The sequence below is a fragment of the Nonlabens sp. Hel1_33_55 genome (genome assembly GCF_900101765.1).
GTDB lineage: Bacteria > Bacteroidota > Bacteroidia > Flavobacteriales > Flavobacteriaceae > Nonlabens.
Genome location: NZ_LT627735.1, coordinates 3,018,474 through 3,043,464, shown reverse-complemented (window position 1 = coordinate 3,043,464; position 24,991 = coordinate 3,018,474). Strand labels below are relative to the sequence as shown.

Below are 24,991 nucleotides of genomic sequence, written 5' to 3'. Positions count from 1 at the left end.
TCTTTATTATTAATTATATTCAAAGTTAGGCAAATCCTACGCCAGTTTTCTTAAACCTATATTAGAGTTGCCTATACAAGTATGCGGTTATGTGATTATGAGCTTTAAATTTAAAACGTAAATAAGATAGTCGATAATCTGAAAGGAAATAAACAGGTAATAAAAATCTATCAAAACAATAATGAATGGTAATATTGAAATGTACAGAACCTTTGTATAATTTAAAACCACCTTTATCATTAAAATAAACGAAAGGCATAAGATGGTGAAATAAGCAAACATACTAATCCAGCCAGTGTATTGATAAAATCTACAACTTGCGCCTTGCGTTAAGAGCTCCACGGAATAAGCAATCAACATAATTGATATAAGCAGCAAGGAAGATTTTACAACTCTACTATCGAATACAAATGATATAGATAAAGTAGCACTTGAGCTTATAGCACAAATAATATAAAAATAATTTAAAAAGGAGTCCGATGGGTCTTCACCACCAAGAGTGTCTAACGTAAAATAGTAAAACCAAAAAACCGAAACCGTTATCATATAAATGATGACAGCATCAAAAAATCGTATGAACAATTTTAAGCTAGTCATTCATATTATTTAATAATGGTTATGATAGGTTATCCTTTAACACCATAATTGATCTCTGCTTCATCCAGCATTGCTAATAGTTCTGCAGTAACGTTGACTTTGTGTAACCTACTGGACATATCTATAGATATTTTCTCCTCATGATCTTTTAGATTAAAGTGCAAACGGTGATCGCCCTTGTGTTTATCCAGTACTTCTTTGAGTAATTCTACTCGTTTCTCCATCAATTCTGCTACATGAAATTCTATGGTCAGGCTTTTGGCCGCTGTTGACATCACATCTTGTAGTTGTTGCATGTGTGTGAATACGATTCTAGGATCTCTAGGCTTACCAGTATTCTTATCTATCCAGCCTTGTTGGATCTTGATTTTCGCATACAAAAATGTGTTAGGAACTATAAAGTGTCTGAACTTCAAATAATCTTCACCAAAGAGTCTAAACTCATAGCTATCATTATAATCTTCCATGATAAAACTTCCCCAACCTTTATTTGCTTTGCTCACAAGATGACGGCATTCCGTAATCACACCGCAAAAGCTTAACTCCTTGTTGACTAAGGATTCCAAGTCTGTCATTACCGACAAATTTGAATTACAGAAAAAATCTATTTCCTTTTTGTAGTCGTCCAATGGGTGTCCAGAAATATAGATTCCCACGACTTCCTTCTCACGTTTGAGTTTTTCCATCGTTCCCCATTCCTCACAAATAGGTAATTGTGGTTCTGGAATCTGCACATCACTCGACTCACCGAATAGGCTAACCTGTGCGCTATTCTCATTCTCCTGAAACTTCTGGGCGTACTTGACCACTTGTTCCAAAAACATCTGACCATTATCTGCCTCATGGAAATACTGCGCTCTATTATCGCCGCCCAAACCGTCAAATCCACCACTCAATGCGAGTGCTTCAAATGATTTTTTATTTGCCGCTCGTAGATCAATACGCTTAGCCATATCAAAAATACTGGTGTAAGGACTTTCTTCTCTATTCTCTATGATCGTCATTACTGCATTGTGACCCAAACCTTTCACAGCTCCCATTCCAAAACGTATCGCTCCTTTTGGGTTCACCGTAAATTTGTAAACCGATTCATTGACATCAGGCCCCATGACTTCCAGTCCCATACGACGGCACTCGTCCATGAACTTAGTCACATCCTTAATCTGGTTCATGTTGTTTGACAATGTTGCTGCCATGAACTCCGCTGGGTAGTTAGCTTTTAAGTAAGCTGTTTGATAGGCAATCCACGCATAGCACGTCGAGTGTGACTTGTTGAATGCATAAGATGCAAAGGCTTCCCAGTCTTTCCAGACTTTTTCCAATATCGTACGATCGTGTCCATTTGCTTCTCCTGCATCCAGAAACTGCGGCTTCATCTTTTGAAGTGTTGCCATTTGCTTTTTACCCATGGCTTTTCTTAAGACATCTGCATCACCTTTGGAGAAGTTGGCTAGTTTTTGAGACAGTAGCATTACCTGCTCTTGGTAAACCGTAATTCCGTAAGTCTCTTTTAAGAACTCTTCCATGGCATCAAGATCATAACTGATCTCTTTACGACCGTGTTTACGATCAATAAATTCAGGAATGTATTCCAGTGGTCCTGGACGATACAATGCGTTCATGGCGATCAAGTCTGCAAACTGCGTAGGCTTAAGTTCACGCATATATTTCTGCATTCCAACACTCTCGTATTGGAAAATCGCGGTCGTCTCACCACGCTGGAACAATTCATATGTTTTATCATCATCCAGCGGAATCGCCTCTATATCCAATTCAATATTGTGTCGATCCTTGATGATGGCAATGGTGTCTTTGATTTGGCTCAAGGTTTTCAAGCCCAAAAAGTCCATTTTCAACAGACCAGCATCTTCCACTACATTATTGTCAAATTGCGTTACATAGAGATCAGAATTCTTTGCCGTGGCTACAGGAACGAAATTGGTCAAATCGTCAGGCGTGATGATTACACCACAAGCATGAACTCCTGTATTGCGCACAGATCCTTCAAGTATTCTAGCCTGCTTCAACATCTCTCCTACGGGATCATCACCTTCGGCGAGGCTGCGTAGTTCACGAACCATGTCTGCATCATCACCTCTAAATTTCCCGCTGATCTCATTGTCTTCCAGTGCAAAGATCTTTTTAAGCTTGGCAAAATCTGGGATAAGTTTTGCAACACGATCAGCATCTTGCAGCGGCAAATCCAGTGCTCTAGCGCAATCCCTAATCGAGGATTTTGCTGCCATGGTACCATAAGTGATTATTTGAGCCACCTGCGATGCACCGTACTTCTCGATGACATAGTCCATCACCTTATAACGGTTCTCATCATCAAAGTCAATATCAATATCAGGCATAGAAACCCGATCCGGGTTCAGGAATCTCTCAAAAAGTAGATCGTAGTGGATAGGATCTACATTGGTGATTTTTAAACAGTATGCTACGGCACTACCTGCGGCAGATCCACGACCTGGTCCTACCGCCACGTCCATTTCTCTGGCTGCTTTAATAAAGTCCCATGTGATCAAGAAATAACCTGGATAACCGGTTTTAGCAATAACCGAAAGTTCAAAATCTAGTCGCTCTCTAATCTCATCGCTAAAATCTTCACCGTATCGCAAAGCCGCACCTTCATAAGTCAGATGTCTTAGATAGGCGTTTTCTCCATTCTTGGTTTTATTAATCACATCATCAGGATCCACAAACTCTTGCGGGATCTTAAATGCAGGCAACAATACGTCACGAGCCAGCTCGTAAGCTTCTACCTTATCAACAACTTCCTTCACATTCAATATCGCCTGTGGCAAGTCCTTGAAAAGCTGCTTCATCTCACCGCTGGATTTGAAGTAATATTCCTGATTAGGCAATCCATAGCGATAGCCACGACCGCGACCTATAGGTGTGGCCTGTTTTTCATTGTCCTTTACACACAACAATATGTCATGTGCATTGGCATCTGCCTTGTCAATATAATAAGTGTTGTTTGTGGCAACAATTTTTACGTCATGTTTTGAGGCAAGCTCCAGCAATACTTGATTGCATCGCTGCTCATCTTCCTGATCGTGACGCATAACTTCCACATACAAATCTGCACCGAATTGTTCTTTCCACCACAACAAGGCTTCTTCTGCCTGCTTTTCTCCTACGTTGAGAATTTTGGATGGTACTTCACCGTAAAGATTACCAGTCAAAATAATTAGGTCATCCTTATACTGCTCTACCAGTTTTCTATCAATTCTGGGAACGTAATAGAATCCATCCGTATAGGCTTTACTGGCCATTTTGGCGAGGTTGTGATACCCGTTTTTGTTTTTGGCGAGCATGACAATCTGATAGCCGTTATCCTTAACCGACTTATCATTCATGTCCTCGCAAACCTGAAACTCGCAACCTATAATAGGTTTGATAGGTTTAAGACGCGATTCTTCATCGCCTGCGATGCTAGCATTATGAGCCTTAACAGCTTTTACGAAATGGAAAGCTCCCATCATGTTAGCATGGTCTGTCATTGCGACGGCAGGCATGTCATTTGCTGCGGCGGCCTGAACTAGATCTTGAACACTAGCCGTGGATTGTAAAATGGAAAACTGACTGTGGTTGTGCAAATGAGCAAATGGCACATCGCTCAATTCGTCCAGATTTTCCTTTATTTCTGCTTTTGAAATTTCTGGCTCATCGTTGGAAACCAGTTTCGCCGAAGCCTCTTTTAGGTTCGTATGCTCAATTCCTTCAGGTTGTATGGTGGAAGGATTGCTTTCGCGAAAGCGAACTAAATAATCTGCATCCTGCTTTAATTGGGCAACACTATATTGTTGCAATCTTACCAATTCCAAAAAACAACGCGTAGTTGCCACAACGTCTGCCGTGGCATTGTGCGCTTCTTCAAAAGACTCCTTGAAAAAAAACTCGTGTAACTCGCCTAGCTTAGGTAGCTTAAATTTCCCATATCTACCACCAGGCAGTTGACACAGTTGCGCGGTATGCTCTGTACAAGTATCCAGCACCGGTAACTCCTGAAGGCTATTCTCGATTTGTGCTCGAATGAATTCTGCTCCAGTAACGTTCAAGTCAAATTTGATGTTATGCCCCACGACAAAATTGGTCATTTCCAGAGCATCATTAAATTTCTCTAAAATCTCAACTATAGGGTGACCTTCCTCTTGTGCTAGGGCAGTGGAAATTCCATGGATGCGCTCAGAATCATAGGGAATGTCAAAACCGTCTGGCTGGATCAAGTAATCCTGATGATCTACCAAATTTCCCATATCGTCATGCAACTGCCACGCGATCTGTACCACGCGAGGCCAGTTGTCAGTTTCTGTTATAGGAGCTTTATAATCTTTAGGAAGTCCAGTGGTTTCAGTATCAAAGATTAAGTACATATGGCTGTGTGGCGTTTGATTATTAATTTACAAATAACTGATTATCTGTAATTTGAATTGTCAAAATTGAAAAATTCGGGAAGTTTAAATATAGGGCAAATGCAGGTTTCTTTACGAGACACTTATTCACAACTGGATAAGATTTATGCACAAAAAATCCCGTCTCAAAAATTGAGACGAGATTTTAAGTAGAGTAGTTAACTATTTCTAGTGTGTTGCTTCCATCACATTGACATTATTTAATGTCTCTTGAATACGATTTCTATGATTTGTTAGAATCGTTTTTGTGGATGCGGGCAAATCTGTATCATTAATGATCTCATTATATTCCTCTACCGCTTTTTTCTCTCCACGAATGGCTTCTTCTAGAATCGCCTCTTCCTTATTATTGGAAAATGTGGATTTAATATTCATCCATGTGCGGTGCATATCTCCTTTCACACTTGTCCCTTTATCTGGCTCTTGTCCCCAAGTTTTCATTTCAGTTTTTAATTCATGCCCGAAATTGTATCTTTCTTTTTGTTGGGTATCAAAAAAATTTTCTAATCTAGAATTGTTTACTTTTTCCTTAGCTAGTTTGTATCCAGCTTCAGCATCATAATTCTTTTCTAGTAGTTCGTTTAGTTTATTTCCTATTTTGTCTGTGTAGTTCATAATATTAGTTTGTATGGTTTTAATTAGTAATACTTTAATATAACACAACAACAAGGTCAAAACACACTGATTACCATTAGTTTAAGTCAATCTTATACTGATTTTAACCTTATACCATTGGTGAAAGGATGAAAGTTAATTTATTTAACAATTGTGAATGGTTCTGTTATCACTCCATAAAAAAACCCATGTCATTTAATAGACATGGGTTTTGTTTTTAGTGGAAAAATCTAGTTACCTGATTAGTTTACCAAGTCTTCTCCAATGACTTCACATTTGTCAAAGCGCTCTGGATATTATCTCTGTGCTTTGTCAATACACCTTTTGTAGAAGGTGGCAATGTGCTGTCGTTAATGATCTCGTTATACTCTTCAATAGCAGATTTCTCACCACGTATAGCTTCTTCAAGAATGCTGTCTGCACTGTTTGCAGAAAATGTGGATTTAATATTCATCCATGCACGGTGTGCATCACCCGCTAGACTCGTTCCCTTATCTGGCTCTTGGCCAAAGCTTTTAAGCTCTGCCTTCAATTCATGTCCAAAGTTGTAACGCTCCTGCGCCTGCTTCCCGAAGAAATCCTTCAACACAGTATTATCAACTTGATCCTTTGCAGTTTTGTAACCTGCCTCTGCATCGTAGTTCTTTTCTAACAATGCATTTAATTTTTTTCCTACTTCATCTGTATAGCTCATGATAGTTTGTTTTAGTTATTAATTATGACCCTAATTTACTATTACGTGAGTTGTTTCGTACAGTTGTTGGGATTGGTTTGGCTTAAGTTTAGGTCGGCATTAACTATTTGAGATCTGGTTCAAATCATATAAAGAGTTCGTGACTTTTCAAATAAAGCTCTCTTTAATAGGGCTTTTAAGAAATAGACACTCATGAGATTTCTACTGATCCTCAGGCAGATAAAAAGTAAGATGAATTGCAGGCCGTTTTCTGGTTTTTATTACGAACCAAACTAACGTTTTTGTGTAGTTGAGATTATGAAAGTGACGCTTTCGCGAAAGCGTATACCATTAAAATCATTTTAACACCGACCAACTTATGCAGGATTCAGGCGTAGGAAACAGATTACTTTTAGTCACTTTTTTCAGCCTGCTTGTGCTCTTAAATCAATGTTAATAACCATGTGAAGAAAGCAACCCGATTTGACTAAAATTTCCTGTTATCTATTCCGACTTTTAAATATCACAAGTAACATAAAGTTTGGTCATGGAAATTACACAAATCAGAAAAAGAGACTTTAGCGTTAAACCCTTTGATCTCAACAATATAACAAACGCGGTGTTCAAGGCATTGAGCGCTGTGAATTCTGGGACAAAAGAAGACGCGCAAAATGTCGCATTAGCCGTTTACAAAACCTTGATGAAAAGGAAGGAAATTGATCCCAATTACATTCCTACCATCGAACAAGTTCAAGACATCGTTGAGAACAAACTCATGGACACTGAGTTTCATGAAGCGGCAAAAGCTTATATCCTATATCGTAATCAACGTGCCATAGAGCGCAAGACTGATATTTTTGAAAAGCGTGTCAACCTAAAGCCATACGAGTACCCACAACTGTATGAATATGTTCCTGCCATAAGACACTCTTATTGGATCCATACCGAGTATAATTTTACTAGTGACATTCAGGATTTCAAATCCAGATTGACACCGCTAGAGCAAAGTGCGATCAAAAACACCATGCTTGCGATTTCACAAATAGAGATTGCTGTCAAGTCGTTCTGGGGTGATTTGTACCACCGCATGCCTAAACCAGAAATAGGCGCTGTAGGTTCCACATTTGCAGAAAGTGAAGTGCGCCATGCAGATGCCTACTCACACTTGATTGAGATTCTAGGGTTGAATGAGGAGTTTAAAAACCTCAAGAAAAAACCTGTCATCATGAAGCGTGTGCAATATCTGGAAACAGCATTGCGCAACTCAAAAGCAGACGATGACCAGAGCTATGCAGAAGCAGTTTTGCTTTTCAGCCTTTTCATCGAGCATGTTTCCCTTTTCTCACAGTTCCTGATCATCATGGGCTTTAACAAGCACAAGAATATGTTGAAGGGAATTTCCAATGTGGTAGAAGCCACTAGTAAGGAAGAGCAAATCCATGGTGACTTTGGTATTGACTTGATCAAAATCTTACGTGACGAGAAGCCAGAATGGTTTACAGAAGAGTACCATGAGCGCATCAAGCAAATGTGTATCAAATCCTTTGAGTCAGAAAGTGCTCTTGTGGACTGGATATTTGAAGAAGGAGAACTGGACTTCCTGCCTAAAGCGGTAGTAAACGAGTTTATCAAAAACCGATTTAATAATTCACTTGCCAGTATAGGCATTGACCGTGTGTTTGAAATCGACCAAGAACTCATCGCACAAACGGAATGGTTTGACGATGAAATTATTGCAACAAAACATGGAGACTTCTTTGTGAAGCGATCCATCAACTATACCAAGAGAGCCCAAAGTGTAACCAAAGACGACCTATTTTAATTATGAAAGAACAGAATACCACGACAAGAGAACAACAAGAATTAAAAGTTGATGCCAATCAAAAACTGGTAGACGCCAGAAAAGAAGCACTTAATACCGCAAAACCTAAACAGGAAAAAGGTTTTAAATGGCTCAATAAAAATAGTCGCAACTTTCTAGAAGCAGGTTATTTGACACCAGGTGCGACACCAGAAGGTCGCATAAGAGAAATCGCAGAACGTGCAGAAACGATCTTGGGAATTCCAGGATATGCAGATAAATTCTTCGGTTATATGAGTGAAGGGTTTTACTCGCTGGCATCGCCAGTGTGGTCCAACTTTGGGAAGCGTCGTGGCTTGCCTATCAGTTGTTTTGGTTCTCATATCGATGACGATATAGGTAATATTCTTTATTCTCAATCTGAGGTTGGGATGATGTCTAAGCTAGGAGGTGGTACTTCAGGTTACTTTGGAAAGATTCGTCACCGTGGTGCTGCGATAAAGAACAATGGTGAAGCCTCTGGTGCAGTTCATATCATGAGATTGTTTGAATCAATGGTAGATGTGGTAAGTCAAGGTAGCGTACGTCGTGGACGCTTCTCACCATACCTTCCAGTAGAACATCCAGATATTAACGAGTTCCTAGAAATTGGAACTGAAGGAAATCCTATTCAAGAGTTGACTCACGGTGTGACGGTGACTAATGCATGGATGGAAGATATGATCGCAGGCGATGAGAAAAAACGTACCATCTGGGCACGTGTACTGCAATCTCGTGGTGAAATGGGCTATCCTTACATCTTCTTTACAGACAACGCAAACAACAACGCTGCAGACGTCTATCAGGACAAAAAGATGCCTATCTATGCAAGTAACTTGTGTACAGAAATCATGTTACCATCGAGTGATGAGTATTCATTCGTTTGTGTACTGTCCAGTATAAACTTGTTACACTACGATAAGTGGAAGGACACAGATGCAGTAGAAACAATGGTTTACTTCCTTGATGCTGTGATTACAGAATTCTTGGAAAAACTGGAAGCTTACCGTGATTCTGATAAACTGGATGATCGTCAGACGTTCTTATTTATGGAGCGTGCCTACAATTTTGCTAAGGACAACCGTTCCTTAGGATTGGGAGCACTGGGATGGCACTCGCTGTTGCAGTCAAGAAAACTACCCTTCAATAGTCAGGAAGCTTTCAATTTAAATAGCGAGATATTCAAGGCGCTTAAAGACAAGAGTTACAAAGCAAGTGAAGAGTTGGCGCAAAAATTCGGTGAGCCGGAATTGCTTAAGGGCTACGGTCGTAGAAATGCAACACTTAACGCTGTGGCACCAACCACATCCAGTGCATTTATTTTAGGTCAGGTTTCTCAAGGTATTGAGCCTATCTGGTCCAATATTTATGTGAAGGACATTGCCAAAATCAAAACTACTATCAAAAATCCATATCTAGTGGAATTGTTGGAAGAAAAAGGAATGAATACCAAAGAGGTATGGCATGACATACGCAACCATGATGGTAGTGTACAGCATCTTGATTTCTTGACAGATAACGAGAGAGCAGTATTCAAAACATACAGCGAGCTGGATCAAATGGATATTATCTATCAAGCGGCGAACCGTCAGAATCACATTGACCAAGGACAGTCCGTGAACATCATCGTTCACCCAGATATGGCGACTAAAGATGTGAACAAGATCCACATTACTGCATGGAAGTTAGGTTTGAAGTCTTTATATTACCAGCACAGTATGAACGCCGCACAGAAGTTCAAGCAGAAGAAAGAATGTGTAAGCTGCGAGGCTTAAGGATTCTATTTTAATATTGATAAGCCGTCTAGTTATTATAATTAGACGGTTTTTTAATGGGATTGAACTTGAGTTGACCTAGATAATATTGCGTAGCGAAAAGTGCTTTCTTTCGATTTGGGCGTGACCTCGCTATAGCCTCGGTCGGGCTATTCGTTACAATCTTTTATCTCGCTCATAGCTTGATAAAAGGATTTTCACTACTATCCCTCACGCAAAATCCGCAAAGATCTCATTAATATTGTCATGCTGACGTAGGTCAGCATCTCCTGTAATGAAGTTCAGGTGATTGTGCTTTGCAGCTGCACGCTGCGGATTATTTAGTAGGTTCAAGAATTGTCTATGAAGTCAGGAGACGCTGAAATAAATTCAGCGTTACAGAACCAAAGGTGCTGAGCCTATCCATACATACAAACAGCTAGCTTTCTATTAGCTCCCATCTGCTAACTGAGACTGGTAACTGGTAACTAAGACTTATGCGACTTCATTTCCGCAATCTCTTCTAATTCTGCATACCATTTCTTACCGAATTTTCGCGTAAGCGATTCCTTCAAAAATTTATAGACAGGTACACCTAGCTCTTCGCCTAGTGTACAGGCATCATCGCAAATCTGCCATTTGTGATAGTTGACTGCGGTAAAGTCCGTGTATTCTTGAAGTCTAATGGGATACAGATGACAGGAAAGTGGTTTGTAAAACTGAGTGGCTCCATCGCGGTAAGCAGCCTCAATGCCGCAAAGTGCGGTACCATCTTCTTTTAAGGTGGTATAGGCACATTCTTTATTGTTGACTAAGGGAGTTTCCAACTCGCCATTCTCACGCTCGATCCAGGTTCCTTGAGATTCTATCGCCTCAATTCCTTCGGCTCTCAAATAAGGTTTCACTTTTTCATATTCTTTGTCAAGAATATCAAGTTCTTTTTGCTCCAATGGTGCACCAGCTTCTCCCGCGACACAGCAAATACCTTTGCACGCGGTCAGATTACAAACAAAATCCTTATCCAAAACATCATCAGAAACAATGGCTTTCCCTAACTGAAACATAGTCCTATTTTATAGTTGCAAATATACGATGCGATCAAACCAAAGACCAGCTCTTTACAGTCAGTCTAACTTCAGGTTTTAGTAACGTAACTTTAACCTATACACCTGCCAGTCAACCTTTTTAAAGTCAGTACTTTTGCACGCCGAAAAAAGGATTTGTTATGAGTATGGTTCCCGACTTTTTTGCAGTAATTGATTTCAAGGAAATCTTCACGGCTAGCATGATATTATTTGCAGTAATTGATATTGTAGGTAGTATCCCTATCATTGTTGACTTACGTCGCAAAGTGGGCCATATACAGAGTGAAAAAGCCAGTGTCGTTGCGGGAATTTTGATGATCGTTTTCATGTTTATAGGTGAGAGCATGCTTAACCTTATCGGGATAGATGTGAACTCATTTGCAGTAGCAGGAGCTTTTATCATCTTCTTCATTGCTTTAGAAATGATATTAGGAATACAACTGTACAAAGACGACCAGCCAGAAACGGCTGCAATAATTCCCATAGCTTTTCCGTTGATTGCTGGAGCTGGAACCTTGACATCTGTCTTATCCCTAAGGTCAGAATACTACGCCATCAACATTATCGCTGCTATTTTAATCAATATTGTGTTTGTTTACGCTGTATTGAAAAATTCTGGCCGTATTGAAAAAGCTATAGGAAAACAAGGAATCGACGTGGTAAGGAAAATCTTTGGAGTTATCTTGCTTGCGATAGCCGTCAAGTTATTTGCGACTAATATCAAAGAACTATTCTAGTTATGAAATACGTATTCTACGCAATTATGATTCTGGGTATTGCCAGTATCGTTTTTAATGTCTTCAAGCTTGATTTTACCAATCTGTTAGTTGGCGAGAGCCAGATTGCAGTAATCAGTATCATCGCTGCATTGTGCGTTGTTCTGTTAATGGGAATCATGCTTATATCCTATAGAATCAAGGAGCAGCAATAATAGAATTAAGAACTTTTTTGACTCTTGCTCAACTCTAGCAATTTATCAATCATGGGATCTTGAGTGTTGAGGAGTTTAATCTTCAATTCTGTTCCGTAGAGCTGTTCTGCGAGGGAAGCTTTTAAAAGCAGCATCATAAACTCTCTATTGCCAGTCAATCTTAAAGACAAGTTATTACCACTTCGCGCTCTCTGATAAAATTTCAATAACAGAGTTTCTGGAACCTGGTACGAGTCAATGAATTCTTTTTTAGGCATGGACCTCAAGTAATAACCTTCCGTGCGTAAAAACTCGTTAGCCATGCGATCTGCAAAACCTGTTCTCGCAAAATAATCTAGCGTTTGATTTTCATAACCTTTGGGACCTGCAACGAACACGTCAGGAATGATACCGCCGCCGCCATAAACAATCTTGCCGCCAGGAGTTCTATACCTCAGTGAGTCGTTGACTTCGATGTTGGATTTATCCTGCAATTCACCGTTCTCATAGCGTTCCAGATACTCATTGAAATAATCTTCATTACCAGTATTGTACGGTCGTTGAATGCTCCGGCCAGTCGGCGTGTAATATCTTGCGACGGTTAATCTAACCGCGCTACCGTCACCCAGTTGCATTTCCTGCTGAACCAATCCTTTACCAAAACTGCGTCTGCCTATAATGGTTCCCTTATCATTATCCTGCAACGCACCTGCTACAACCTCGCTGGCACTAGCACTGTTCTCATTGATCAATATAAAAACAGGTTTGTCTTCAAAGTCTCCTGAATCAGTGGCATAACTGTTTTTCCTTTTATTGTTTCGGTCTTTTTGAAACAACATTAATTGGTCATCCTTCAAAAATTCATCTGCCATTTCAAGAGCAGATTGTAGAACTCCGCCAGGGTTGTCCCTAAGATCAACTGCTATCTGTTGCGCTCCTTTACGTTTCAATAGATCTATTGCCTGGTTGAATTCCTTGACCGTAGACTCTGCAAAGCGGTTGACTTTGATGTAGCCTAATTTATTGTTCAACATATAAGCTGCATCAACGCTTTGGATAGCAATTTTACCGCGAGTGACTGGAATATTGAATACTGTGCTGTCACCAGGTTTGAGAACTCCTAATGTAATCCTGGAACCAGATTTACCTTTAAGCTCATCTGTTGAAACCTTATTATCGCCGTACAATGGTCGTCCATCTACTGTTAGTATACGGTCACCACTCTTGATTCCAGCTTTCTCGCTGGGACCATCTTTTACGGTGCTCAAAACAGCGATAGTATCTTGATTCACAAAGTACCTAATCCCAATCCCAACAAAATTACCGCGCATGTCATCTGCAACGGCTTCAGCTTGATCTGTGGATATGTAAACAGAATGTGGATCTAGGTTTTGCAAGATGCCATTTACCGTCACATCAACGATACTATCTGTATTGACCTCATCCACATAACGCTGGTCGATGATATCAATAAGTCGGTTTAATTTGCGCTTCTTGAGGTTTCCCGCTGTGGTAAACGTATCATCCATACCATTGACAGACAAGAGATTGCCTATCAAGATCCCTAATCCAAAGAAGATTCCCAGAAATAGTGGATAGTACAGATATTGTTTTTTCATGAATCCAGTTGGTTTATATGCTCTACAACAACGCCTGCTTTTTCAAGGAATTGCAAACCGCTATCATCCTTGTAGGCGTCAAGGTAAACTACACGTTTGATGCCACTTTGATGAATGAGCTTGCTGCATTGCTGGCAAGGCGACATAGTGATATACAATGTCGCTCCAGTGCAAGACTGTGTTGATGCTGCAACCTTCAATATAGCATTAGCCTCTGCATGTAGGACATACCATTTAGTATACCCTTCTTCATCTTCACAAAAGTTCTCAAAACCACTGGGCGTACCGTTATAACCATCGCTTATAATCATGCGATCACGCACTATAAGCGCACCTACTTTGCGTCGCTTACAGTAGGATAGCTGCGCCCATTCTCGAGCCATGCGTAGATAGGCTACATCGTATTTGTGCTGTTTTTCTGGCTTCAAATTAGTTGGTTGTTAAAGTTGGTACCACTAGTCATTTGGTCGTGTGTAGATGGGTTTACTTTTAGTTCGCTTTCGCGAAAGCGAAACAATCATCAACCTCAACGCATTCTACCAGATCCATCTTGCGATTAACATAGGAATTACGATCCCAAGAATAATAGCTGAAATGATCTGCGACCACTCTCGTTTACTAAAACGAAATAACCCAGTAAAGATAAAGTTTAATATCAAGACAATCAGGACGATAACCAGTTGTGCGCCCTCGATTCCCAACGCAAATTCAACTAGCGTCAATAGGACATTATCATCTGTTCCTGAGGCCAGCATGCGAAAAGCGCCAGAAAATCCAAAACCATGAACCAATCCAAAGAAAACGGCTATGATAGCGGTGAGCCACGGTGTGTTGTTCTGGTGCCTGCGACCAGCAGTAAAAATGTTATAAAGCGCCGTAACGGCTATGGTCACTGGGATAAGAAACTCTATATAGGCCGTGGAAAATGAAACCTTTCCAAAAGTGACGAGCAATAACGATATAGTATGACCTATGGTAAAAGCGGTAACCAGCAGCAACAGCTTGCGCCATCCATTAAATAGATATGGAACGGCTAGTAAAATAATAAATAGGATGTGGTCATAAGCCTGTAGGTCAAGCACATGCCAGAAACCTTCCAGAAAGTAAAAAATAAAATTATTCATCAATTGTAATCAACTTGTGTTAAAACGGGAAATATAACAAGAAGGGCGCTCTATTAAAACACCTAACCGATTTATTCCTACCTAAAATCGAAGATTGATTCCTGTATAAAAATTGATGCCTGGAGCAGGTTCGTAGTATCGATTTCCAAAAGCATTGATGCGGACGTTATCAAAATACGATGTATCAAAGAGGTTATTAATACCTCCATTTACCGATAGTTGCAGCTTATCAAATTTAATAGGATATCCTAAATTAATATTTGATATGAAAGCTGACTTCACATTAGTAGCGTTTGCATCGTCAGCAAATAGTTCACCTCGATAGGTATTATTCCATTGAACGGTAAGCTTATTTTCTGCTTGATAAGTGATTCCCAGTGTTGCTAAATGTTCAGGAATTCCTGGTAGTAAATTACCTTGAAAATTTTCGTCATTTAGGGTGTATTCATCATATTCAAAACGAGAATAGGTATATGAGCCATTCAAAGTAAAGGAGTTCGAAACCAGAACATTTCCAGATAGCTCTAGTCCATAGCGATTAGTACTACCAGCGTTCCTGAAAAAAGTGCGATTGGGAAATTGCGCTAGTTCAAAAGGAACTAAATCATCGCTTGTTCTAATATAAAACAAGGCTGCATTCCAATTGAATCTGGCTTTGTTTTGCCTGTATCCTATTTCGTAATTCACGGCTCGCTGCGGGTCAAGATCTGTATTGAACCCGGTACCTCCATTAGGATTTGATGATAATTCAGTAAGTGCAGGTGTCTCAAAGCTGGTAGATACGTTTGAGAAAATGTAAGTGGAATTACCAAGATTGTAGCTCAATCCCAAACTACCACTCCAACTATTCAAGTTTTGCTGACTACTGTTTGCAGCTGTCGTTCGATCATCAGCCTCCAAAGAATTTATATCGTATCGCAATCCACCTTGAATATTCCAGTTCGAGATCTCTAGATTGTCCACCAGATAGAATCCATAAGAATTGAAAGATTCCAGCTGATTAAAGTTTGATTCACCACGTTCACCATTTAAATTGTCAAAACGTTGTCGCTGATCTGCTTGAAAAGCGAGAGCATATCCAAGTTGGATTTTGTTCGAATAATTTGACTCGTTCATTTCATAAGTCAAATAACTTCCATGACCGTAATAGTTACGATACAATTCTACCTGACCGCCATTTTCAAAAGGTAGGTTGTTGTCAAAATCTCTGTAAGAATAAAACGCATACGACTCCAACCCTATTTGCTTCCATAGCTTTTTATAGGAAATTCCAGTTTTGAGTTGGCGTACCTGTTCCCGTCCGTCAAAGGTGAGATTAGCAGATCGTGCCTGTCTTCTATTATCGTTTACTTCTTCAATCGTCAATCCACCGGCATCAAGTGCTATAGGGCTGTCTGTATAATTTAGCTGCAAATTGAGACTGCTAGAATTATCCAAATTAAAATTAGATCTCACATTCAGCTGGTTCGTTTCAAATGCAGATTGATCCCGATAGCCATCTGTAGTTGTTCTAGAACCAGAAATAATAGTCGAACCATTTTTATGTTTGATACCGCCTAGTATATCGAACTTGTTCATATTATAATTTCCTATGGTTGTTCCAGCCTGGATAAACGTACTGTCAACCTTTCTTATGGTATTTATATTGATGACACCGCCAGAAGCATTTCCGTACAACAAAGAAGCTGGTCCTCGCAAGACTTGTAAATCCTCTATAATGGATAAGGTCAAGTTATCCAGCTGGCCTTGACCATCAGGCGTGGTTTCTGGGATTCCATCAACAACTAGTTTGATACCTCGAATCCCAAAAGCTGATCTCGCCCCAAATCCTCTTATAGAAATTCTCAAGTCTTGAGAATAATTATTGGTGCTCAAAACAAAAAGTCCTGGAACACCTTCAAGATATTCATTGAAAGAAAGCTGCTGAAATCGCTGTCTAGAATTGGTAAAGCTTTTGGAATCAATAGAAAATGGAACTGACTCGTCAATATTTTCAATATCTATTACTGGATTGACTTTAATTCTTACGGTTTCCAGGGTATCGATTTGTGCAATAACACTGCAGGAAAACAAAAAGCAAACGATGGTAATAAATAGATTAGAGCGCAAAAAGTGATTGGATTAATTAAAGTTGGCAAGTTAGAATACAGCATTTCCAATTAAATCAATTGACCTTTTATTTAACGGGACTTTTGCGTTCAAGATTGAACCTTGTCAAAAGAGTTATTATGTGGTTAGATTATTTGATGCCCTAAAACAAAATAGCCAAGACATTTTTGTCTTGGCTATTGTACCTCAGGCCGGAATCGAACCGGCACGCCTTGCAGCATTGGATTTTGAATCCAACGTGTCTACCAATTCCACCACTGAGGCATAAAATTGGGATGGCAAAAGTAGCAAATAATATCAATCTGCAATACGATTTATACAGCTTTTTATCTTTGCTCACAGAAATAAGTTTTACATTTGCAGCCTTAAAATCAAGACCCTAAACCGTCACCAATGCCTTATTCAATTTCTGAAGCAAAATTATTTGGTTGTAGACAAAGTATGGATTTAGCAAAATCCATTGCTAAAGAATACGGTGCACAATTGGGTCAAGTGAATTTTACCACCTTTAGTGATGGTGAGTTCCAACCTTCCTTTGAAGAATCCATTCGCGGTCGACGCATCTTTCTGATAGGTTCCACACACCCTAGTAGTGACAACTTAATGGAACTACTATTGATGATTGATGGTGCAAAAAGAGCTAGTGCCAGACACATAACGGCGGTAATACCCTACTTCGGTTGGGCACGTCAGGATCGTAAGGACAAACCACGTGTGCCGATAGGTGCTAAAATGATTGCAAAGATCCTGGAAGCAGCAGGCGCTACACGTATCATAACCATGGATCTTCATGCAGATCAAATTCAAGGATTTTTTGAAAAGCCAGTTGACCATTTATTTGCCTCTTCCCTTTTCATACCTTATTTGAAAAGTTTGAATTTAAGCGATCTTACTATTGCCTCTCCTGATATGGGTGGTTCTAAAAGGGCTTATGCCTATTCTAAAGTACTGGAGAGTGATGTTGTAGTTTGTTATAAGCAACGTCAAAAAGCAAATATCATTTCCCATATGGAATTGATAGGTGATGTAACTGGTAAAAACGTAGTGCTAGTAGATGACATGGTCGACACCGCTGGTACATTGACTAAAGCTGCAGATGTAATGATGGAGCGTGGTGCAAAAAGCGTGAGAGCGATTTGTACACATGCCATTCTTTCTGGAAAGGCTTATGAACGTATCGAGAATTCAAAATTGGTAGAACTGATAGTGACAGATTCGATACCGCTGCGACAAAAAAGTGAAAAAATAAGAGTGTTATCCTGTGCAGGTTTGTTTGCAGGCGTTATGAAAAGCGTCCAGAACAACGAGTCCATAAGCGATAATTTTGTAATGTAATTTCAATTAATAATTAAATAACCCAAAATGAAATCAATCACGATCTCAGGATCTAAAAGAGAAAGCGTGGGCAAAAAGGCAACTAAAGCCCTACGTAATGCTGGATTGGTACCTTGTGTAATCTACGGAGGAGACGAGCCCATACATTTTTCAGCAGAAGAAAAAGCGTTCAAAGACCTTATCTACACTCCAGATGCACATCTAGTAGAAATAGATTTGGGTAGCGACGGTAAATTCAGTGCAATTGCTCAAGATATGCAATGGCACCCAGTAAGAGAACTGCTTTTACATGCAGATTTCTATCAAATTTTTGATGACAAGCCAGTTACCATGGAAGTTCCCGTACGTAGTACAGGTACCGCTCGCGGTGTACTTAATGGTGGTGTTTTGAGAAGAAACCTACGTAAACTACGTGTTAAGGCAATTCCAGGAAACCTACCTGACTTCATTACTATGGATATCTCCAATATGAAGATAGGTCACAAAAAATATGTACGCGATCTAAGAGTGGATGAGTATGAAATCATGCACGCAGATAATATCGTTGTACTTATGGTGAAAAACTCTCGTACAGCAATCGCTGATGAAGAAGAGGAAGAAGAAGTACCGGCAGATGAAGTTCCAGCAACTGAGGTTGATGATGAAGCTGCTGTTAAAGAAGGAACGGACGAGTAAACCAATTCCTGAATATTATACAAGCCGTTCCTGCAATTGCTCGAACGGCTTTTTTATTTTTACCCTATGAAATCCCTTTGGAAAAAATGGTTTGGAAGTTCTGCTTCTGATGATAAACCACAACAAGAAGATCACATGAAAAAATTCCTACTCGTTGGTTTGGGAAATCCTGGAGCAAAGTATGCAGAAACACGTCACAACATAGGCTTCAAAGTGCTTGATCAACTGGCAAATGAGAAAGCAGTCGCCTTTGAGACCCTGAAGTTGGGCGATGTTGCAACAACGACTCACAAAGGTAAAACCATCATCCTGCTCAAGCCCAACACTTTCATGAACTTGTCAGGCAAGGCGATCAAATATTATATGAAGCAGGAAAACATTCCCAAGGAACAGATCCTGGTCATCACAGATGATCTCAACCTAGAATTTGGTACGATACGTATGAAGGGAAAAGGGAGCGACGGTGGTCATAATGGACTTAAAGACACGCAAATACAGCTGAACACACCTAATTACCCGCGATTGCGATTTGGAATTTCTGATGAGTTTTCTAAGGGTAGGCAAGTCGATTATGTACTGGGAGAATGGAATGACGACGAACTCAAGTCACTTCAAGAACGTATAGAAACTGCCGCATCTGCCGCGCTGGCCTTTGTCCATGGCGGTCTTGCAAATGCCATGAACCAATTTAATGGTAAATAGAAGTAAAGTGTGATTGATTTATGTTCCGCTTTCGCGAAAGCGAACTCAAACACCATATTAAAACCATCTTATAAGCTCCATTTATTCCAAACACATTGCCTTATTTTGCAAGATGCGCACAAACTTGAAATTCATTGAACACGTATAAACAAATCGATCAATATAAGGCCAGCAAGAAAGCCGTGGTGACCATCGGGACTTTTGATGGCGTGCATCATGGCCATCAACAGATCTTGCAAAAAGTAGTGGATCGTGCCAAAACAGAGGACTTAACAACGGTTCTACTGACCTTTTTTCCACATCCTAGAATGGTTTTACAACCAGAATACGACCTCAAACTTATCAATACGATCAATGAACGTGTAGATCTAGTGGCAAAAACTGGTGTGGAACACATGATCATCCATCCTTTTTCAAAAGAATTCTCAAGAACATCTGCTCGTGAATATGTAAAAGATATTCTCGTCGATCAACTCAATGCTGCCGTTGTTGTTATAGGTTATGACCATCATTATGGACGTAACAGGAGTGCCAATATCGATAACCTGCGCCAGGATGCAGAAGATTATGGGTTTGAACTGATCGAGATTACAAAGGAAGAAATTGACGAGGTCGCAGTGAGTAGTACTAAAATACGTAGCGCGATCAATGATGGCGAGATACAGATCGCTAATCAATATCTAGGTAGAGCATTTAGCATTCATGGCTCCATCGTCAAAGGCAAACAAATAGGCCGAACTATTAATTACCCAACGGCCAACCTTGATGTAGTAGAAAAATATAAACTCATTCCTAAAATGGGAGTTTATATTACGAGCAGCGTAATTAATGGAAAACGTGTTTATGGAATGACTAACATAGGCAAAAACCCAACTGTATCTGATGCGGACGGTAGCATTACCATAGAGACTTTTTATATAGATTTTGATAAAGATCTTTATGGACAGGAAATGGAGCTGTTCTTTCACAAACGACTTAGGGATGAAGCCAAGTTTAATTCCATGGATGAATTGAAAAAAATAATGGCAACTGACGAGCAAAAGACCAGAGACTATGCGAGTAACGCTTGATCAATGGTTATTTAAGCAAGTAGATAATTCTGCGCTGGTGGCGTTTAGAATAATTTTTGGGTTGCTGCTCGCTTGTGAGGCTTTTGGCTCCATCGCTACTGGGATGGTTAGACGTCAGTTTGTCGAACCTAAATTCACCTTCACTTTTATAGGTTTTGATTTTCTAGAGCCGTTACCAGGAAACTGGATGTATGTTTTCTATTGCGTTATGGGCGTCGCTGGACTCATGGTAATGATAGGATATAAATACCGTATTGCCATAACCTATTACGCTATCACCTGGACGTACGTTTACCTGCTTCAAAAATCCAGTTATAACAATCACTGTTATCTCTTGATGCTACTTAACTACATCATGATATTTTTGCCGGCGCATCGATCAGTATCAGTAGATAGTACTTTGAATCCTAGTATAAAAAGAGAAAGCATGTCTCGCGGGATTTATGTTTTTATAATAGGATTGATATGGATCGTGTATGCCTATGCAACCATTGCCAAGTTCTATCCTGACTGGCTTGATGGTAGTTTCCCGAGGTATTTAATGAGTACTCGAGGCAAGAACTGGGATATTCTCCAATACGAATGGGCTCATGAAGCGATAAAATATTTTGGGTTGACCTTTGACTTATTAATAGTTCCTTTTCTTCTATGGAAAAGGACGCGATGGTTTGCCGTTGCAGCATCTGTATTCTTTCACTTGTTCAATAGCGTGGTGTTTAAGATTGGTATCTTTCCATATATGGCGTTGTCGTTTCTACTCTTCTTCTTTTCCATTCAAAAAGTCCATCAATGGTTCTTATGGAAGAAACCGTTTTACAACAAAGGCGAGATCGTCGTGCCTCAATACCGCAATTTAATTCTGGCTTCAGGAACAATATTTCTTGCAGTAATGTTGCTATTACCTTTAAGGCACTGGACTTTTAAGGATGACGTATTCTGGACAGAAGAAGGTCACCGATTGAGCTGGCGCATGATGTTACGCAGTCGTACCGGCCGCGCCACATTTACTATTGAAGATAAAGCCACAGGTGAGCGATCTAGGGTGAGACTGAAAGACTACCTATCCACTAAACAGGATCGATCTGTACAAAGCAAACCAGACTTTATGTGGCAGTTTGCTCAAAAACTGAAAAAAGAATACGCTGCCGAAGGAAAGGATATTGCCGTTTATGTAGATGCAAAAGTTGGTATTAATGGACGCAGTCCTACACAATTCACAGATCCTACTGTAGATCTTGCTGCCACTTCGTGGAGTCACTTCAAACATCATGAATGGATATTGCCATCACCAGGCTATGATCGACCCATGCCGGTATTCAAGTAAACCAGTGACAATCTGCTATTTTTCCTTGTAGATATAGTAATTTTGATTCTTACATCATAATCATTACCATGTTACAGATTGCAGCCATACGTGAGCATAAAGATGCTTTTGCAAGCGCTCTTAAAAAGAGAAATATTGACGCCGCACCATTGCTTGAAAAAGCGATTGCGATGGATGAAAAACGTCGATCACTTCAAACCGAACTGGACGAAACACTGGCAGAGAGCAATAGATTATCAAAGGAAATAGGGAATCTATTTAAATCTGGAAAAGGCGCAGAAGCTAATGAGCTAAAGGGCAAAACTGGAGATTTAAAAGAAAAATCAAAAGATCTAAACGAACAGCTCAACAATGCTGTGGAGGCTCTTCAATCTATTCTTTATATGATTCCCAACATCCCGCAGGAAAGTGTTCCCGCTGGAAATAGCGATGAAGATAACGAAGTCGTTTCTCAGAATGGTGACATACCACAATTGGTGGACACTGCTCAACCTCACTGGGAACTAGCCAAAAAATACGACATCATAGATTTTGAGCTAGGTAATAAAATTACTGGTGCTGGTTTTCCGGTTTATAAAAGAAAAGGTGCTCGTTTACAACGTGCGCTGATCAACTATTTCTTAGATAAGAATACTGCTGCTGGTTATGAAGAAATGCAGGTACCACATCTTGTGAATGAAGACAGCGGTTTTGGAACTGGACAACTACCAGACAAAGAAGGCCAGATGTATCATGTAGGAATAGATGATCTATACTTAATACCAACTGCAGAAGTTCCTATTACCAACCTTTATCGTGGTGATTTACTGGAGCAAAAAGATCTTCCTATTGCCATGACAGGTTACACACCGTGTTTCCGTCGTGAGGCTGGTAGTTATGGATCTGATGTTCGTGGATTGAATCGACTGCACCAATTTGATAAAGTAGAGATTTTACGCATTGAGCATCCAGATCAAAGCGATAGCGCATTAGACGCGATGGTCGTTCATGTAAAGGGAATTCTGGAAGAACTTGAACTTCCCTATAGAATATTGAGGCTTTGTGGTGGTGACCTTGGCTTTACTTCAACACTTACGTATGACTTTGAAGTATACAGTACGGCTCAAGAAAAATGGCTGGAAGTAAGTAGCGTTTCAAATTTCAAAACTTTCCAAGCCAACCGTTTGAAGCTTAGATATAGAAATGGTAACAATGGCACAGAATTGGCTCATACTCTAAACGGTAGTGCACTCGCATTGCCACGTATCTTAGCTTCGATTCTTGAGAACTTTCAAGAAGAAGAGCACATCAACATTCCAAAAGTGCTCATTCCATATTGCGGATTTGATCGCATCGACTTATAATTTATGAAGTACTTCCTTCTTCTCTGCCTACTACCTTTTGCTTATTTGGGTCAAGCCCAAAACTTGCAATTGGCAGACAACTATGCAGATCAAGGAGAGTATGATAAGGCTTATGCGATTTATGCAAAGGCTTATGCAACTAATGAGAGAAACTTCAACATTCTATTTAGAATGGTTGGATTTCAGCAGCAGTTGGAAAACTATGAACGTGCTGACAGTCTTCTCAACGCTGGTGAACGTGTAGCTTATAACAAACTCTTGTTTCCTGTTGAAAAAGGATACAACGCGAGTCTTCAAGGAAAAGACAGTCTTGCTAGCAACTACTACAAAACGGCCATACAGCAAATTGATTCGATCCCAAGATACGGTTACAATATTGCCCAATCCTTTGAGCGACGTAGTTTGCTTAAAGAGGCGATAGAAAGCTATGAACGCACTATGGCGGTTGATTCTACGATGGATTATAATTTCCAGACCGCACGACTTTATGGAGAGCAAGGTGAGCTAGCTTTTATGTTTGAAAAGTATCTGGATCTCATGGAGAAAAATGAGCAGATCGTACCACGCATTCAAGCGGTCTTTTCCCAATACGTGACAGACGATGCCGCAAACAGCGGAAATCAGGAATTGCGCAAAACGCTACTCTTGCGATTGCGCAAAGAACCAAAATTATTATACAATCAGATTTTGAGCTGGCTGTTTGTGCAGCAAAAGGATTTTAACGCAGCTTTTGTTCAAGAGAAGGCAATCTATAACCGTACCAAGGAAAATATGTTCGGGCTGCAGGATCTTGCAGAAACCGCTCATGACGAACAAGATGATCTAGCCGCAGAAAATATCCTGAACTATATCATAGAAACCAGTCAAGTCGCACGAATTAGATATCTAGCTCAAGTACTACAGCTCAAGATAAAGACTGAAAACGCCCAACTAACGGATTATCCAGCACTCAAAACCGAATACGAATCGTTATTGGAGCAATATGGCGCAGATGAGCAGTCTTTTGTTTTGCAGCTGGATTATGCGAATTTCCTCGCCTTCAAATCTGGTGATTATCAGCAGGCGATTGATCTTTTGAGCAAACTTGAAAAGCAAAACCTGGGAAAATATCAAAAGGCAGAAAGCAAGATGCTACTCGCAGATATTCTCGTGCTGCAGGAGCAATTCAATCGCGCGCTTATCCTATACAGTCAGGTGCAGAATGATTTGCCCAATTCAGAAATCGCTCAGGAATCGCAGTTCAAGGTAGCACGCACGAGTTATTTCCAGGGAGATTTCAAGTGGAGCCTGACTCAACTCAAAGTCCTGCGCGGTGCTACCAGCAAGTTGATCGCAAACGACGCCATGGAACTAAGCTTGACCATAAGCGACCACTCGTTATATGATACGACGTTTGTGGCTTTGAAAGCTTTCGCGAAAGCGGAACTCAAACAATACCAAAACAAAAACCAAGAGGCTTTATCACTCTATCAATCCTTACTGCTAGACCATAAAGGAGACGACATTGAAGACGAGGCTCTATTGCAACAAGCCAGCCTTTTTGAACTTGAAAGGAACTGGCAAAAAGCACAGGAAAACTATAATTCCATCATCAGCAATTTTAGCGATGGGATTCTTGCAGACGATGCCTACTACAGGTTGGGATTGCTGCTGGAAGAACAATTGGGCCTACCAGAAGAGGCTCAAAAAATCTACGAGAAAGTCATCTACAACCATGCAGACAGTATCTTCTTTATCGATGCAAGACGCCGTTATCGCAGGTTGAGAGGTGATTTTGAACCTACCGAAATTTAAG

At 40.1% G+C, this 24,991-nt stretch carries 19 protein-coding genes and 1 tRNA gene; 11 read left to right on the top strand and 9 right to left on the bottom strand.

Going from position 1 to position 24,991, the window contains the following annotated elements:
• Positions 1-626 precede the first annotated feature (626 nt).
• The 3 genes from dnaE to BLO34_RS13650 all read right to left on the bottom strand — a co-directional run bounded on the left by dnaE (position 627) and on the right by BLO34_RS13650 (position 6,327).
• Positions 627-4,979, bottom strand: a complete 4,353-nt coding sequence (gene dnaE, locus BLO34_RS13660; protein ID WP_090756095.1) for a DNA polymerase III subunit alpha — start codon at positions 4,977-4,979, stop codon at positions 627-629.
• A 207-nt stretch (positions 4,980-5,186) separates the two neighbouring features.
• Positions 5,187-5,633, bottom strand: coding sequence for a ferritin-like domain-containing protein (locus BLO34_RS13655; RefSeq protein WP_090756094.1), 447 nt, complete (start codon positions 5,631-5,633; stop codon positions 5,187-5,189).
• Positions 5,634-5,880: 247 nt separating this feature from the next.
• Positions 5,881-6,327: a ferritin-like domain-containing protein gene (locus BLO34_RS13650; RefSeq protein WP_090756092.1), complete on the bottom strand. Its 447-nt coding sequence runs from the start codon at positions 6,325-6,327 to the stop codon at positions 5,881-5,883.
• 526 nt (positions 6,328-6,853) lie between these two features.
• Between BLO34_RS13650 and BLO34_RS13645 the strand changes: the two genes are divergently transcribed.
• Positions 6,854-8,128 carry a ribonucleotide-diphosphate reductase subunit beta gene (locus tag BLO34_RS13645; RefSeq protein WP_090756091.1) on the top strand — a complete coding sequence of 425 codons (1,275 nt, stop codon included), beginning with the start codon at positions 6,854-6,856 and terminating at the stop codon, positions 8,126-8,128.
• 2 nt (positions 8,129-8,130) lie between these two features.
• Complete coding sequence (locus BLO34_RS13640; protein WP_090756089.1) at positions 8,131-9,921, top strand: ribonucleoside-diphosphate reductase subunit alpha; 1,791 nt, start codon at positions 8,131-8,133, stop codon at positions 9,919-9,921.
• Between the two features lie 467 nt (positions 9,922-10,388).
• Here BLO34_RS13640 and BLO34_RS13635 read toward each other — a convergent pair whose 3' ends face one another.
• Entirely contained in the window at positions 10,389-10,964 is a 576-nt protein-coding gene (locus BLO34_RS13635; RefSeq protein ID WP_090756088.1) for a DUF3109 family protein, read from the bottom strand.
• 161 nt (positions 10,965-11,125) lie between these two features.
• Here BLO34_RS13635 and BLO34_RS13630 point away from each other — a divergent pair, with 161 nt between their 5' ends.
• Complete coding sequence (locus BLO34_RS13630) at positions 11,126-11,722, top strand: MarC family protein (RefSeq protein ID WP_231959513.1); 597 nt, start codon at positions 11,126-11,128, stop codon at positions 11,720-11,722.
• Between the two features lie 2 nt (positions 11,723-11,724).
• Positions 11,725-11,916 (top strand): hypothetical protein, encoded by a 192-nt coding sequence (locus tag BLO34_RS13625; RefSeq protein ID WP_090756086.1) that lies wholly within the window; start codon positions 11,725-11,727, stop codon positions 11,914-11,916.
• 5 nt (positions 11,917-11,921) lie between these two features.
• Here the strand turns inward: BLO34_RS13625 and BLO34_RS13620 are convergent, their stop codons facing one another.
• From BLO34_RS13620 to BLO34_RS13600, 5 genes are all read right to left on the bottom strand, one after another.
• Positions 11,922-13,514, bottom strand: a complete 1,593-nt coding sequence (locus BLO34_RS13620) for a S41 family peptidase (protein WP_090756085.1) — start codon at positions 13,512-13,514, stop codon at positions 11,922-11,924.
• Entirely contained in the window at positions 13,511-13,942 is a 432-nt protein-coding gene (locus BLO34_RS13615) for a deoxycytidylate deaminase (protein WP_090756083.1), read from the bottom strand. Before BLO34_RS13615 ends, BLO34_RS13620 begins: the two co-directional genes overlap by 4 nt.
• Before the next feature lie 108 nt (positions 13,943-14,050).
• Positions 14,051-14,638 carry a HupE/UreJ family protein gene (locus BLO34_RS13610; protein ID WP_090756082.1) on the bottom strand — a complete coding sequence of 196 codons (588 nt, stop codon included), beginning with the start codon at positions 14,636-14,638 and terminating at the stop codon, positions 14,051-14,053.
• Positions 14,639-14,719: 81 nt separating this feature from the next.
• Positions 14,720-16,747: a TonB-dependent receptor family protein gene (locus tag BLO34_RS13605; protein ID WP_090756080.1), complete on the bottom strand. Its 2,028-nt coding sequence runs from the start codon at positions 16,745-16,747 to the stop codon at positions 14,720-14,722.
• Between the two features lie 182 nt (positions 16,748-16,929).
• A tRNA-Leu gene (locus BLO34_RS13600) sits at positions 16,930-17,011 on the bottom strand.
• Between the two features lie 129 nt (positions 17,012-17,140).
• Here BLO34_RS13600 and BLO34_RS13595 point away from each other — a divergent pair.
• The 7 genes from BLO34_RS13595 (at position 17,141) to BLO34_RS13565 (ending at position 24,990) form a co-directional block, all read left to right on the top strand.
• Positions 17,141-18,082, top strand: coding sequence for a ribose-phosphate pyrophosphokinase (locus BLO34_RS13595; RefSeq protein ID WP_090756079.1), 942 nt, complete (start codon positions 17,141-17,143; stop codon positions 18,080-18,082).
• A gap of 27 nt (positions 18,083-18,109) precedes the next feature.
• Positions 18,110-18,757, top strand: coding sequence for a 50S ribosomal protein L25/general stress protein Ctc (locus BLO34_RS13590; RefSeq protein ID WP_090756077.1), 648 nt, complete (start codon positions 18,110-18,112; stop codon positions 18,755-18,757).
• Between the two features lie 66 nt (positions 18,758-18,823).
• On the top strand, positions 18,824-19,459 hold the full coding sequence (gene pth, locus BLO34_RS13585) for an aminoacyl-tRNA hydrolase (protein ID WP_090756075.1): 636 nt from the start codon (positions 18,824-18,826) through the stop codon (positions 19,457-19,459).
• 134 nt (positions 19,460-19,593) lie between these two features.
• Positions 19,594-20,529 (top strand): bifunctional riboflavin kinase/FAD synthetase, encoded by a 936-nt coding sequence (locus BLO34_RS13580; protein WP_090756073.1) that lies wholly within the window; start codon positions 19,594-19,596, stop codon positions 20,527-20,529.
• The gene (locus BLO34_RS13575) at positions 20,513-21,853 is read left to right on the top strand and encodes an HTTM domain-containing protein (protein WP_090756072.1); all 1,341 of its coding nucleotides are present in this window, start codon (positions 20,513-20,515) and stop codon (positions 21,851-21,853) included. Before BLO34_RS13580 ends, BLO34_RS13575 begins: the two co-directional genes overlap by 17 nt.
• Positions 21,854-21,921: 68 nt before the next feature.
• Positions 21,922-23,196, top strand: coding sequence for a serine--tRNA ligase (gene serS, locus BLO34_RS13570; RefSeq protein WP_090756070.1), 1,275 nt, complete (start codon positions 21,922-21,924; stop codon positions 23,194-23,196).
• A gap of 3 nt (positions 23,197-23,199) precedes the next feature.
• Positions 23,200-24,990, top strand: coding sequence for a tetratricopeptide repeat protein (locus tag BLO34_RS13565; protein WP_090756068.1), 1,791 nt, complete (start codon positions 23,200-23,202; stop codon positions 24,988-24,990).
• Position 24,991 lies beyond the last annotated feature (1 nt).

Coding starts and splice junctions, on each gene's coding strand:
- dnaE (WP_090756095.1), bottom strand. CDS start 4,979: ATGTACTTAATCTTTGATACTGAAACCACTGGACTTCCTAAAGATTAT.
- BLO34_RS13655 (WP_090756094.1), bottom strand. CDS start 5,633: ATGAACTACACAGACAAAATAGGAAATAAACTAAACGAACTACTAGAA.
- BLO34_RS13650 (WP_090756092.1), bottom strand. CDS start 6,327: ATGAGCTATACAGATGAAGTAGGAAAAAAATTAAATGCATTGTTAGAA.
- BLO34_RS13645 (WP_090756091.1), top strand. CDS start 6,854: ATGGAAATTACACAAATCAGAAAAAGAGACTTTAGCGTTAAACCCTTT.
- BLO34_RS13640 (WP_090756089.1), top strand. CDS start 8,131: ATGAAAGAACAGAATACCACGACAAGAGAACAACAAGAATTAAAAGTT.
- BLO34_RS13635 (WP_090756088.1), bottom strand. CDS start 10,964: ATGTTTCAGTTAGGGAAAGCCATTGTTTCTGATGATGTTTTGGATAAG.
- BLO34_RS13630 (WP_231959513.1), top strand. CDS start 11,126: ATGAGTATGGTTCCCGACTTTTTTGCAGTAATTGATTTCAAGGAAATC.
- BLO34_RS13625 (WP_090756086.1), top strand. CDS start 11,725: ATGAAATACGTATTCTACGCAATTATGATTCTGGGTATTGCCAGTATC.
- BLO34_RS13620 (WP_090756085.1), bottom strand. CDS start 13,514: ATGAAAAAACAATATCTGTACTATCCACTATTTCTGGGAATCTTCTTT.
- BLO34_RS13610 (WP_090756082.1), bottom strand. CDS start 14,638: ATGAATAATTTTATTTTTTACTTTCTGGAAGGTTTCTGGCATGTGCTT.
- BLO34_RS13595 (WP_090756079.1), top strand. CDS start 17,141: ATGCCTTATTCAATTTCTGAAGCAAAATTATTTGGTTGTAGACAAAGT.
- BLO34_RS13590 (WP_090756077.1), top strand. CDS start 18,110: ATGAAATCAATCACGATCTCAGGATCTAAAAGAGAAAGCGTGGGCAAA.
- pth (WP_090756075.1), top strand. CDS start 18,824: ATGAAATCCCTTTGGAAAAAATGGTTTGGAAGTTCTGCTTCTGATGAT.
- BLO34_RS13575 (WP_090756072.1), top strand. CDS start 20,513: ATGCGAGTAACGCTTGATCAATGGTTATTTAAGCAAGTAGATAATTCT.
- serS (WP_090756070.1), top strand. CDS start 21,922: ATGTTACAGATTGCAGCCATACGTGAGCATAAAGATGCTTTTGCAAGC.
- BLO34_RS13565 (WP_090756068.1), top strand. CDS start 23,200: ATGAAGTACTTCCTTCTTCTCTGCCTACTACCTTTTGCTTATTTGGGT.